Source organism: Nocardiopsis sp. iso_237 (assembly GCF_056173345.1).
Window position 1 is genome coordinate 4,462,500 of the sequence record NZ_CM149669.1, and the last position, 12,308, is coordinate 4,474,807.

The 12,308-nt window shown below is 71.8% G+C and carries 9 protein-coding genes; 1 reads left to right on the plus strand and 8 read right to left on the minus strand.

Going from position 1 to position 12,308, the window contains the following annotated elements; translation table 11 throughout:
* Positions 1–211: 211 nt before the first annotated feature.
* The 8 genes from AC0VYM_RS20320 to AC0VYM_RS20355 form a co-directional block, all read right to left on the minus strand.
* Complete coding sequence (locus tag AC0VYM_RS20320) at positions 212–964, minus strand: cell division protein FtsQ/DivIB (RefSeq protein ID WP_475454535.1); 753 nt, start codon at positions 962–964, stop codon at positions 212–214.
* A gap of 12 nt (positions 965–976) precedes the next feature.
* Positions 977–2,431: a UDP-N-acetylmuramate--L-alanine ligase gene (murC, locus tag AC0VYM_RS20325; protein ID WP_475454537.1), complete on the minus strand. Its 1,455-nt coding sequence runs from the start codon at positions 2,429–2,431 to the stop codon at positions 977–979.
* The gene (gene murG / locus AC0VYM_RS20330; RefSeq protein ID WP_475454539.1) at positions 2,428–3,588 is read right to left on the minus strand and encodes an undecaprenyldiphospho-muramoylpentapeptide beta-N-acetylglucosaminyltransferase; all 1,161 of its coding nucleotides are present in this window, start codon (positions 3,586–3,588) and stop codon (positions 2,428–2,430) included. Before murG ends, murC begins: the two co-directional genes overlap by 4 nt.
* Positions 3,585–5,027, minus strand: coding sequence for a putative lipid II flippase FtsW (ftsW, locus tag AC0VYM_RS20335; protein ID WP_475454541.1), 1,443 nt, complete (start codon positions 5,025–5,027; stop codon positions 3,585–3,587). The genes murG and ftsW overlap by 4 nt, the downstream gene beginning before the upstream one ends.
* Before the next feature lie 214 nt (positions 5,028–5,241).
* Positions 5,242–6,708: a UDP-N-acetylmuramoyl-L-alanine--D-glutamate ligase gene (gene murD / locus AC0VYM_RS20340; RefSeq protein WP_475454543.1), complete on the minus strand. Its 1,467-nt coding sequence runs from the start codon at positions 6,706–6,708 to the stop codon at positions 5,242–5,244.
* Positions 6,709–6,712: 4 nt separating this feature from the next.
* Positions 6,713–7,786 (minus strand): phospho-N-acetylmuramoyl-pentapeptide-transferase, encoded by a 1,074-nt coding sequence (mraY, locus tag AC0VYM_RS20345; RefSeq protein ID WP_017544493.1) that lies wholly within the window; start codon positions 7,784–7,786, stop codon positions 6,713–6,715.
* Positions 7,783–9,231, minus strand: a complete 1,449-nt coding sequence (locus AC0VYM_RS20350; RefSeq protein WP_475454545.1) for a UDP-N-acetylmuramoyl-tripeptide--D-alanyl-D-alanine ligase — start codon at positions 9,229–9,231, stop codon at positions 7,783–7,785. Before AC0VYM_RS20350 ends, mraY begins: the two co-directional genes overlap by 4 nt.
* Positions 9,232–9,620: 389 nt before the next feature.
* The gene (locus AC0VYM_RS20355; protein ID WP_475454547.1) at positions 9,621–11,285 is read right to left on the minus strand and encodes a UDP-N-acetylmuramoyl-L-alanyl-D-glutamate--2,6-diaminopimelate ligase; all 1,665 of its coding nucleotides are present in this window, start codon (positions 11,283–11,285) and stop codon (positions 9,621–9,623) included.
* Positions 11,286–11,381: 96 nt separating this feature from the next.
* Between AC0VYM_RS20355 and mmuM the strand changes: the two genes are divergently transcribed.
* Positions 11,382–12,275 (plus strand): homocysteine S-methyltransferase, encoded by an 894-nt coding sequence (gene mmuM / locus AC0VYM_RS20360; protein ID WP_475454549.1) that lies wholly within the window; start codon positions 11,382–11,384, stop codon positions 12,273–12,275.
* Positions 12,276–12,308 lie beyond the last annotated feature (33 nt).

Below are 12,308 nucleotides of genomic sequence, written 5' to 3' on the forward strand. Positions count from 1 at the left end.
TAAGCGGACCGTCGGGTGCGGGCAACCGGTGACGACTTCAGCCTAACGGCGTATAACGCGAGGAAGCGAAGTGCGCACTCGGCGCGTCGCGTCTGGAATGTCCTCACGAGGGATTCGGTTCGCGGCGTCGAGCTCCCACTCGCACCCCTTGTCCCCACTCGCGGCTCTTGACCCGACTCCTCTACGAGCATCCCGTTCCTTGGGGCCCGCTTCACCGGACGATGGCGAGATCGGGGGTTCCGACGTCGTAGACACGCCCCGTCTCGGGCGGGTGCTCGCGCATCAGCACGCGCAGCACCGCGCTCTTCCCGGCGGTGTCGTGCGAGTCACCCCACTCCACGACCGAGCCGTCACCGAGTTCGATGGTGATGTCGTCGGTGTCGGTGGCGTCGATCAGCTGTATCTGCGCGATGAGGGAGTCCGGGGCCTCCTCGACGATCTCGGCGGCGGCCCGGACCGCCGTGTTGCCCTCGATCTCCCCCGTGACCCGGACCAGCGGGTGTGTGCCAGGCCGTGTGGCGGAGTCCTCGATCCGTACGCCGTCGCCGTCCACGAGCCGGTACTCCTCCCCCACCCGGAGGGCGAGCAGGGGACGGCGCTCGACCACCTCCACCCTGAGGGTGGCGGGCCAGCCCCGGCTCACCTCGGCGGACTCGACCAGGTCGAGGCCCTCGGCGCGGTCGCGGCCCTGATCCAGGTCCACCCGGATCAGGGGTGTGCCCGTCTCGACGGACACGGCCGCGACCACCTCCTCCTTCGGCACCCGGTCCAGACCGGTGACCGCGACGTCGCGCACCACCAGCAGACGGGAGCCGAGCAGCACCCACGTGACCACGCAGACCAGCGACACGACGAGCAGGACCGCGAAGGCGACCTTCCAGGGGTCCGACCCCTTGCGGACGGCGGCCTCGGGCCCCGCCTCGTCCTGTTCCGTGGTCTTCGCCCTGTTGCGGTCAGCGGCCACGTGTGTGCTCCTCTAGCTGGTTTCGGTACCTTCGGCGTTCCGCGCCAGCTCCTCCACGATCAGCGGCCCCAGCTCGGTGACGTCACCGGCGCCCATGGTGAGGACGATGTCCCCGGGGCGGGCCAGCGCGGCCACCGTGCGCACGGCGTCCGCGCGGTCCGGCACGTACCGGACGCCGTCGTGGGACACCTTCGAGGTGATGAGCTCCCCCGTCACCCCGGGCTCGGGGTCCTCGCGGGCGGCGTAGACCTCCATCACCACGACCTCGTCGGCCAGGCTCAGGGCGGCGGCGAACTCCTCCGCGAAGATCCGGGTCCGGCTGTACAGGTGCGGCTGGAACAGGGCCACGACCCGGCCCTCGGGGATCTCCTCGTCGGAGTCCTCGGAGAAGGAGCGCAGTGCGGCGCGCGTGGCGCGCAGGTCCGCGTCGATCTCGGTGGGGTGGTGGGCGTAGCTGTCGTAGACGCCCACGCCGTCGCCCTCGCCCTTGAGCTCGAAGCGGCGGGCGGCGCCCGCGAAGTCCGCGATCCCCTCGACCGCGACCTCCAGGTCGTGGCCGAGCTCGTCGGCCACGGCCACGGACGCGGCCGCGTTCAGGACGTTGTGGCGCCCGGGGACGGCCAGGGTGCCGTCGATCGGCTCGCCGTCCGCGGTGGTGAGCGTGAACTCCGTGGTGAAGCCGCGTGCGCGGATACGGGTGATCCGGTAGTCCGCGTCCTCGGCCTCTCCGTAGGTGAGCACCCTCTTGCCGCGCTCACGGGCGAGCTCCGCGACGGTGCGGGCGCCCGGGTCGTCGATCCCGACGATGAGGGTGCGCTCCACCCGGTCGACGAAGTTCGCGAAGTTCGCGTGGATCTCGTCGATGCCGCTGTAGTTGTCCAGGTGGTCGGCCTCGACGTTGGTGACCACGGCGACCTTGGGCGAGAGCATCAGGAAGGACCCGTCGCTCTCGTCCGCCTCCACCGCGATGACCTCTCCGACACCTGCGTCCGCGCCCAGACCGGTGGTGACCAGCTTGCCGCCGATGACGTACCCCGGGTCGACGCCCAGGTGCTGGAGGACCACGGTGACCATGGAGGTGGTGGTGGTCTTGCCGTGGGTGCCCGAGACCGCGATCCCCTCGCGGCCCAGCAGGAGGGCGCCCAGGGCTGCGGCCCGGGGCAGGACGCGGATGCCTCGGGCGCGCGCCTCCGCGAGTTCGGGGTTGTCCTCGCGGATGGCGGAGGAGACCACCAGCGTCTCGGCCTTGCCCAGGTTCTCGGCGGCGTGGCCCACGAAGACCTGGGCGCCCATCTGCTCGAGTTCGCGCAGGGTCTCGCTGTCACGGGCGTCGCTGCCCGAGACCTCGACCCCGGACTGGAGCAGCACGCGGGCGATGCCGGACATGCCGGCCCCGCCCAGGCCGATGAAGTGGGTGCGGCCGAGTTCGTCGACGGGGACCGGGTCGGTCGGTGTGACCAGGCTCATCGCGCGTCCTTCCCGTCGTCGTAGAAGGCGTCTTCGCCGTCGTCGTCGGACAGTTGCATCTCAGGGGTGGGCTTGTCGCCGCGGGCGATCGCGAGGACCTCCCGGGCCAGTTCGGTGTCGGCGTCGCGGCGACCCATCCGGGCGGCCGCCTCCGACATGGCCACGACGCGGTCGGTGTCGGTGAGCAGCGGGATGAGCTGGCCGGTGATCCACTCGACCGAGACGTCGGCGTTGTCGACCATCAGGCCGCCGCCCGCCTGGACGATCGGTTCCGCGTTCAGGGCCTGCTCACCGTTGCCGATGGCCAGTGGCACGAAGGCGCCGGGCAGGCCCACGGCGGTGAGTTCGGCGCAGGTCATGGCACCGGACCGGCACATCGCCACGTCGGCGGCGGCGTAGGCCATGTCCATGCGGTCCACGTAGGGGACGGCGACGTAGGGGATGCCGTCCTGGGTGAGGTCCCGGGGCTCGTCGGCGTTCTTGGGGCCGACCACGTGCAGGACCTGCACGCCCGCCTGGCGGAAGGCCGCGGCGGCCTGGAAGGCGGTCTCGTTGATGCGCTGGGCGCCCTGGGAGCCGCCGAAGATCAGCAGGGTGGGGAGGTCGGGGCGGAGGCCGAAGTAGGCGCGGGCCTTGTCGCCCATGGCCAGCCGGTCCAGCGAGGTGATCTGCTGGCGCAGCGGGATACCGATGAACCGGCCGTTGCGGATCTGGGTGTGCGGGTGTCCGGTGAACACGTGCGGGGTGAGCCGCGCGCCGAGCCGGTTGGCCAGGCCCGGGAGCGGGTTGGCCTCGTGCACCACGATGGGGATGCGTCGGCGCCGTGCCGCCAGGTAGCCGGGGGTGGCCACGTAGCCGCCGAAGCCGACGAGGACGTCGGCCTGGAGCTTGTCCAGTTGTTCACCCGCCGCGCTGAGGGCACCGGCCAGCTTGCCGGGGACCGTGAGCAGTTGCGGGGTGAGCCTGCGCGGCAGGGGAACCGCCGGGATCAGGCCCAGTTCGTAGCCGCGCATGGGAACCAGCCGGGTCTCCAGACCCCGCTCCGTTCCCAGGCAGAGGATCTCCGTGTTGGGTTCCACGCGCCGCAGCGCGTCCGCTAGGGAGAGTGCGGGCTCGATATGCCCGGCCGTGCCGCCTCCGGCGAGGGCTACCCTCATCGTCGCCGATTCCTCCTTGGCCGGTCACCCGCCGGGACCGGTCCGCTGTTGTTCTTGGCCGTGGTCTTGGCACCAGTCCTGGCGCCGCGCTCACCCGACTTGCGCGGGGTGCGCGACGCTGTGGTGCGCTTGGAGGGCGTCGAACCGCTCTGATTACGGACGGAAGCGACGATGTTCTCCAGGCCAAGCCAGCTTAGAGCCCTTTGGACCCGAGTGGGACCCCGGGCGGCCAGGGCCTTCTGGGCCTCGGGCTCGTTCCGGGCGATGGCGAGCAGCACCCCGAGCGAGATCATCGTCGGGATGAGCGCGGAGCCGCCGTAGGAGACGAGGGGCAGCGGGATGCCGGTCACGGGGACCAGGCCGATGACGGCCGCGATGTTGATCATGGACTGGCCGATGATCCAGGTCACGATGGCGAAGGCGGCGAGCCGGGAGAACGGGTCCTTCACCCGGAAGGCCACCCGCAGACCGGCGTAGCCCAGCATGCCGAACAGGCCGAGGACCAGCAGAGAGCCGAGGAGCCCGAACTCCTCACCGATGATGGCGAAGATGAAGTCGGACTCGGCGAAGGGCAGGAAACCCCACTTCTCACGGCTGGCGCCGATACCGACCCCGAAGAGCCCCCCGGTGCCCAGGGCGTACAGGCCGTGCAGGGACTGGAATCCGGAACCGCTCGGGTCCGACTCGGGGTCGAGGAACACGGCGATACGGGTCATGCGGAAGGGCTCGATCGCGATGACGATCGCGGCCAGGCCCAGGACCAGGCCGAACATGACCACGAAGAGCCGCGCGGGCGCGCCCACCACCCAGAGCAGGCTCAGGAAGATGAGCAGCAGCACCAGCGACGTGGACAGGTCCGAGCCCAGGAGCACGAGGAGCACGAGGAGACCACAGCCCGGCACCAGCGGGATCAGCAGGTGCCGCCACTCGGTGAGGTCCTTCAGCTCCTCCTTGCGGGCCAGGATGTTGGCGCCCCACAGGGCGAAGGCGAGCTTGGCCGGTTCGGAGGGCTGGATGACCAGGCCGCCGATCTCCAGCCACCGCATGGCGCCGTTGACCTCGGTGCCCTGGAACGCGGTGAGCAGCAGCAGCGCCACGGACAGGATCATCGCCGGGTAGCCGACCATGCGGAAGACCCACAGGGGCAGCTGGGAGGCGATCACCATGAGCGGCAGGCCGATCATGGCCGACACCATCTGGCGCTGGACCACGGAGAAGGCCGAGCCGGTCTCGGTGATGGAGTTGACCATCGTCGAGGACAGCACCATGACGAGGCCCAGGGAGATGAGCATCACCGCGGTACTGAGGATCAGGTAGTAGGAGGTGAGGGGTCGGTCCAGGGACCGGGCCCACTCACGCCAGACGCCCCGTTCGCGGCCACCGGCCGCCGTGCGCTCCCGGGTGCGGGACACCCCGGGAACCGTTGTCGTCGCCGCCATCCACACCCTCCGCACGATTCGCGCCTCAATACTTGCGTACCGGCGGGTCGGGAACCGTGGACATTTCCCGCGTGTTGGCCATCTTTGGCGCTGCGCGGGGTGCCACGCGACACACAGGAGGCCACCCGCACGTCCGAAATGACGCAGGGGTGGCCTCCGGTGACTCAGCGCCAGCTTCGGGCCGCCGTTCCGCCCGGCCCGTGTCCGGTGCCGCTCAGGACAGGCGGTGGACGGCCTCGGCGAAGAAGCGGCCCCGCTCCGGGTAGTTGGTGAACATGTCCATGGAGGCGGCGGCCGGGGCCAGCAGCACCGTGTCGCCCTCCTCGGCCAGGGCGGCGGCCCGGGCGACCACCGCGTCCATCACCGTGTGCCCGGCGGGCGCGTCGGGCTCGGGGCCCTCCACCTCCACCACCGGGACCTCCGGGGCGTGTTCGGCCAGGGCCTCGCGGATCCGCTCGCGGTCGGCGCCGATCAGCACCGCGCCGCGCAGACGGGCGGCGGCCCCGGCGACGAGTCCGCCCACCTCGGCCCCCTTGAGCAGGCCGCCCGCGATCCACACCACCGAGTCGTAGGAGTTCAGCGACGCGGCGGCGGCGTGCGGGTTGGTGGCCTTGGAGTCGTCCACGTAGTCCACGCCCGCGACCGAGGCCACGTGCGCGATGCGGTGGGGTTCGGGCACGAAGGCGGTCAGCCCCGCCCGGACCGAGGCGGGCGCGACCCCCAGCGAACGGGCCAGGGCCGCGGCGGCCAGGGCGTTGGCGACGTTGTGCGGCGCGGCCGGCCGTACGTCGCCCAGGGTGGCGAGCTCCTCGGCGCTGCTCGGCTCGTCCACGAAGGCGCGGTCCACCAGCAGGTCCTCGACCACGCCGAGCTCACCGGCGCGCGGTGTGTCCAGGCGCAGGCCCACCACCGGGGTGTGCGGGTCGCCCTCCTCCTCGGCCAGCCGGACCGACCACGCGTCGGCGGTGTTGACCACGCGGATCGTGCCCCGGGCGAACACCCTGCCCTTGGCGCGTGCGTAGGGCTCCAGTCCGCCGTGCCAGTCCAGGTGGTCGGGGGCGACGTTGAGGACGGTGGCGGCGTGGGGGCGGACGCTGTTCGACCAGTGCAGCTGGAAGCTGGACAGCTCCACCGCGAGGACGTCGTGCACGTGGCCGTCGGCGTCGGGCAGCACCGCGTCCACGATCGGGGTGCCGACGTTGCCCACCGCGAGCGCGTCGCGGCCGTCCGCGCGCAGGATGGACTCCAGCATGCGCACGGTGGTGGTCTTGCCGTTGGTGCCGGTGATGGCGAGCCACACCTGGTCGGCGGGCTTGAGCCGCCAGGCCAGCTCCACGTCCCCGATGACCTCCACTCCGGCCTCGGCGGCGCGGAGCAGGAGCGGGGAGTCGGGACGCCAGCCGGGCGAGGTGACCACGAGGTCGCAGTCCTCGGGCAGCGGGGTGTCGCCCAGGACGACCTCGGCACCGGCCTCGGTCAGTGCGGCGGCCACAGGGCGGGTGGTGTCGTCGTCGCGGCCGTCGACGACGACCACCCGGGCACCCCGGGCCAGGAGGGCCCTGGCGACGGGGGGCCCGGAGACACCCAGACCGGCGACGCAGACCCGAGCGCCCGCGAGGGGGTCGTCTCCCCCTGCGGGGGCGGCGGTGCGGGACGGGTCGGAAGGATGGAGGTGCGGCATGCCTCTAGCTTGGCATCCATTCCAGGTAGAAGAGCCCGATGGCGATCGCCATGAACAGGCCCTGGATGATCCAGAACCGGATGACGATGGTGGTCTCCGCCCAGCCCTTCAGTTCGAAGTGGTGCTGGAGCGGCGCCATGCGGAACACCCGTTTGCCGGTGAGGCGGAACGAGGTGATCTGGATCATCACGGACATGGTGATGATGACGAACAGGCCGCCGATGAGCAGCAGCAGGAGCTGCGTGCGGGTGGTGATGGCCAGACCCACGATGAGGCCGCCCAGGGCCAGCGACCCGGTGTCGCCCATGAAGATCTTGGCGGGCGGGGCGTTGAACCACAGGAAGCCGATGCACGAGCCGAGCACGGCGGAGGCCACCACGGCCAGGTCCAGGGGGTCGCGGACCGTGTAGCAGCTGGAGGTGAGCGCCTCCACGCAGGACTGACGCAGCTGCCAGTTGCCGATGATGACGTACGCGGCCAGCGACAGGATGGTCGCGCCGGTGGCCAGACCGTCCAGGCCGTCGGTGAGGTTCACCGCGTTGGAGAAGCCCACGATGAGGAACAGCGCCCAGATCACGAACACGCCGATCATCAGCGGCGGTCCGAAGTCGCGGAGGAACGACAGCTGGGGGGCGGCGGGGGTGTAGCCGTAGCCGTTGGGGAACTGGGTGACGCCGTAGGCGAAGCCGACGCCGATGACGGCCTGGCCGACCATCTTGGCGCCGCTGCGCAGACCGAGGCTGCGGCGCTTGTAGATCTTGATGAAGTCGTCCAGGAAGCCGACACAGCCCATGCCGACGAACAGGAACATCACGAGCAGGCCGGAGGCCGTGGGCCCGGAGGCGGCCGGCTGGATCGCCCAGAGGAGCAGGTGGGAGCCGAAGTAGCCCACCACCGCGCCGAGGATGATCACGATGCCGCCCATGGTGGGCGTGCCCTGCTTGGTCTTGTGGCCCTCGGGTCCGTCGTCGCGGACCTCCTGGCCGAACTTGAACCGGTACAGGAGCTTGATGAGCGGCGGCATCAGCACCATGGAGATGATCAGCGAGAGCCCCGCCGCTATGGTGATGCCGATCACTGGACATCACCCTTGGTGATGAGGTCGATGACCCTTTCGAGCGCAGCCACGCGCGATCCCTTCACAATGACAACGTCTCCTGTGCGCATCCGTTCGCGCACCGCGTCGGCTGCCGCCTCCGCGTCGGGAACCCGGATGCTCTCACCGCGCCACCGCCCCTGCTGGGCGGCGCGTTCGGCGCCGACTGCGATCCCCTCGGCCGCCGCTCCGACCACGACCAGGTGGGCCACCCCGGTCTCGGCGGCGAGCTCACCCACGTTCTCGTGCTCGGCCCCGCCGTCGTCACCGAGCTCGGCCATGTGGGCGAGCACCGCGATGGACCGGCTGTCCCGGGCGAGCGCGCCCAGGGTGGTCAGCGCCGCCCGCATCGACTCGGGGTTGGCGTTGTAGGCGTCGTTGACGAGGGTGACACCGTGGTGTTCGGTGACCTCCATGCGCCAGCGGCTGACCGGGGTCGCCGCGCCCAGGGCGGCGGCGATGTCTTCGATGTCCATCCCGAGGTCGTCGGCGACGGCCGCGGCGGCCAGCGCGTTGCTGACCTGGTGGGCGCCGACCAGTCCCAACCGGACCGGGGCCGTGCGGCCGCGCAGGTTCAGGGTGAAGGACGGGGCGCCGTCGGTACCGATGGCGATGTCCGTGGCGCGCACCTGGGCGTCCTCCGCGGTGCCGTAGAGCACCACGCGGGCCTCGGTGCGGGAGTGCATGGCGCGCACGAGCGGGTCGTCGGCGTTGAGGACGGCCACGCCGCCCTCACCGCGCCGTTCGCCGCCGGGCGGCAGGGACTCCACGAGTTCGCCCTTGGCCTTGGCGATGGCGTCGCGGCCGCCGAACTCGCCCATGTGGGCGCTGCCGACGTTGAGGACGACACCGATCCGGGGCGGGGCGACGCGGCACAGGTGGGCGATGTGCCCGATCCCGCGTGCGGCGACCTCCAGCACGAGGTTCCTGGTGTCGGTGTCCGCGCGGAGCACCGTGAGCGGGTGGCCGATCTCGTTGTTGAACGAGCCCGCGGGGGCGACGGTGGGGCCCAGTTCTCCGACGACCTGGGCGATGAGGTCCTTGGTGGTGGTCTTTCCGGAGGAGCCGGTGACCCCCACGACCTCCGTGGTGGCCGTTCCGCGCGCGGGGTCGCTGAGTTCGATGGCCACGTGCCGGGCGAGTCGGGCCAGGGCCGTCACGACCTCGTCGTCGCCGCCGTCCACCAGCAGGTGGGGGGCGTCGACCGGGCGCGAGGCCAGGACCGCGACGGCTCCGGCCGCCACGGCGGACGCGGCGAAGTCGTGTCCGTCGACCCGCTCGCCGCTCAGGGCGACGAAGAGCGCTCCTGGCGCCACCTGTCGGGAGTCGATGACGACGGGGCCGTCGACGACGGCGTCGGGGCGCGCTGATCCGCCGATGGCGGTTTGGGTGATCTCAGCGATCCGATCGAGCGTGAGCGCGATCAAATCCACTCCTCATGTCAGGCCCGGCCCACGGCGCCCCAGGGGCATTGGCCACCCGGCCTCGGGATCGGGTCAGGGGATGGCACCGCGGATACCGTGCGCGCGGTGCCGCGCCGGGCCACGGACTCCGGCTGGTGCCGGGCCGAGGGCGCCTGGGTGGGCGGCACGTGTCGGGCTGCGATTGCCGGACCTACCTTAGAACATGTTGGGGTGTCTGGGGTCCCGGCAGGGCCCTGTGCGGAGCAATATGCTCCACTTCGTGACCGTCGACACGCACCGCGCGTGTGATTCGTGCACGTCACGGAGGGGCACACCACCGGGACGCGGTCTGGGACCGCGTCCCGGAAAGAGGTCGGCACCAAGTTTCGGCGCGCCTCGGGTGTGTCGTGGCGTCAGCCCTCGTCGGGCACCCGGTGGACGTTCTGGAGGGCGTTGCCCAGCCGCTCGCTGGCCCGGGTGCGCAGGGCGTCCTCGATGGCGCCCCGCAGGACCTCGCGGTCGTCGAAGGGCAGGACCTCGCCCTTGACGTACTGGCCGGTCTCGTGGCCCTTGCCCGCGACCACCACGACGTCGCCGGGGCCGGTCCGGTGCACGCCCAGGCCGATCGCCTCGGCGCGGTCGAACTCCACGGTGACCCGCGCCCGCTGGTCCTCGGGGACCTTGGCGACGCCGTCCAGCATCGCGGAGGCGATGGAGACCGGGTCCTCGGTGCGCGGGTTGTCGTTGGTGATGATCAGCTGGTCGGCCAGGCGCGCGGCGGCCTCGCCCATCAGCGGACGCTTGGCCCGGTCCCGGTCGCCGCCGCAGCCGACCACCATGGTGACCTGGCCGTCGGTGGTCTCCCTCAGGGCGCTGAGCACGGCCTCGATGGCGCCGGGCTTGTGCGAGTAGTCCACCAGGGCCGCGAAGTCCTGCGACCCCGACGAGCCGCGCACCTCGACCGGCTCCATGCGGCCCGGCACACCGGGAGCGGCGGCCACGCCGGCGATCGCCGTCTCCAACGGGATCCCGGCCTCGACCAGGCCCACGACGGCCGCCATGGCGTTGGAGACGTTGAACGGACCGGGCAGCGCCACCGAGGCACGGGCCTCCATGCCGCCGGGGCCCACGATGCGGAAGGTGCTGCCGGTGGCGCCGAGGACGACGTCCACCGCCGTCCAGTCCGCCGCCATGGCGTTCTCCGGGCCCGCGTCCGAGGCGCCCTCCACCGCGAAGGTGGTCACCGGGACCGCGCCGCGCCCCTGGACCATGTCCACCAGCGCGCGGCCGAACCGGTCGTCGGCGTTGACCACGGCGATGTCGCAGTACTCGGGCGAGAACAGGCGCGCCTTGGTGTCGAAGTAGTCGCGCAGGTCCGAGTGGAAGTCCAGGTGGTCCTGGGACAGGTTCGTGAAGATCGCCACGTCGTAGCGGGTCCCGCCCACGCGGCCCAGGGCCAGGGCGTGGCTGGAGACCTCCATGGCGGCGGCGGTCGTCCCGTGCTCGCGCATGACCGCGAACAGACCGTGCAGGTCCGTGGCCTCCGGCGTGGTCAGCGAGGAGGCGACGCGTTCGTCGCCCACACGCATCTCCACGGTGCCGACCAGGCCCGTGCTCATCCCGGCGTGGCGCATGCCGGACTCGATCAGGTAGGTGACCGTGGTCTTGCCACTGGTCCCCGTGGTACCGACCAGGAGCAGGTCCTGGGCCGGGTCGTCGTAGACCCAGGCCGCGACCGTTCCCAGCGCGGCGCGCGCGTCCGGCACGACCAGCACGGGCAGGCCGGACTCGGCGGCGCGGTCGGCGCCCGCGGCGTCGGTCAGGATCGCCGCGGCCTCGGCCACGGCCACCTGCTTGGAGAAGTCGGCGCCGTGCGCGCGGGTCCCCGGCAGGGCGGCGTACAGGTCGCCCTGCCGCACCCTGCGCGAGTCGTGGGTGATACCGCGGACATGGATCTCCCGTTCGGGCATGTCCGCTGGACGGTCCGCGCCGAGGTCGGGGCGCAGGAGTGTGGCGTCCGACCCCAGCAGCGCTGCGAGGGCGGACAGTGGACGGAGTTTGGCGTGTTCAGGTCGCATTACCGGTGGCACGTGTGGAGGTTAACGGCTGCGGGGGACCTCTCGGTAATTTCCACGCTGCCCGGGGGCGATACTTCACCCGAAGGAGGTGCCACCATGACACGCCCACTCGTACTGGACGGAGGCCTGGCCACGAGCCTGGAGGCCCACGGCCGCGACCTCGGCGGGGGCCTGTGGTCCGCCCGTCTCCTCGCGGAGGAGCCCGAACTCGTCGCCCGGGTCCATCGGGAGTACTTCCAGGCTGGCGCGGACGTCGCCATCACCGCCAGCTACCAGGCCAGCGTCGCCGCCCTCACCCGGCGCGGCCACTCCCGCGCCGACGCCCAGGGCCTTCTCTCCCGCTCGGTGGAACTCGCCCGCACCGAGCGCGACGCCTTCGGCCGAGGCCTCGTGGCCGCCAGTGTGGGCCCCTACGGCGCCACTCTCGCGGACGGCTCCGAGTACACCGGCGCCTACGGTCTCACCGAGGACCAGCTCTACCAGTGGCACCGCGAACGCTGGCGGATCCTCACCGACAGCGGCGCCGACCTGATGGCCTGCGAGACCCTGCCCTCCCTCCCCGAGGCACGGGCCCTCGCCCGCCTCCTGGAGGGGACCCCCCACGTCCGCGCGTGGTTCAGCTTCTCCTGTGCCGACGCCGAGCACATCAGCGACGGCACTCCCCTCCGCCGGGTCGCGGCCGAGCTCGCCCCGCTCCACGACCGCCTGCTGGCCGTGGGCGTGAACTGTGTGCCGCCCGGCGACGTGTCCTCCCTCCTCCGCGAGGTCGCCAGCACCGGCCTGCCCGGGGTCGCCTACCCGAACTCCGGTGAGTTCTGGGACGCCGGGGCCCAGCGGTGGACCGGGACCACCGACCCCGAGGACTTCGGCCGCGCCGCCGCCCGGTGGATCACCGACGGCGCCGCGCTCGTGGGAGGCTGCTGCCGCACCGGCCCCGAACACGTCCGCGCCATCCGGTCCCTCGTGGACTCCCTCCCTGCCGGTTCTTAGTCCCTCTGCCCGGATCGTCCTTCGTGTCGCGGC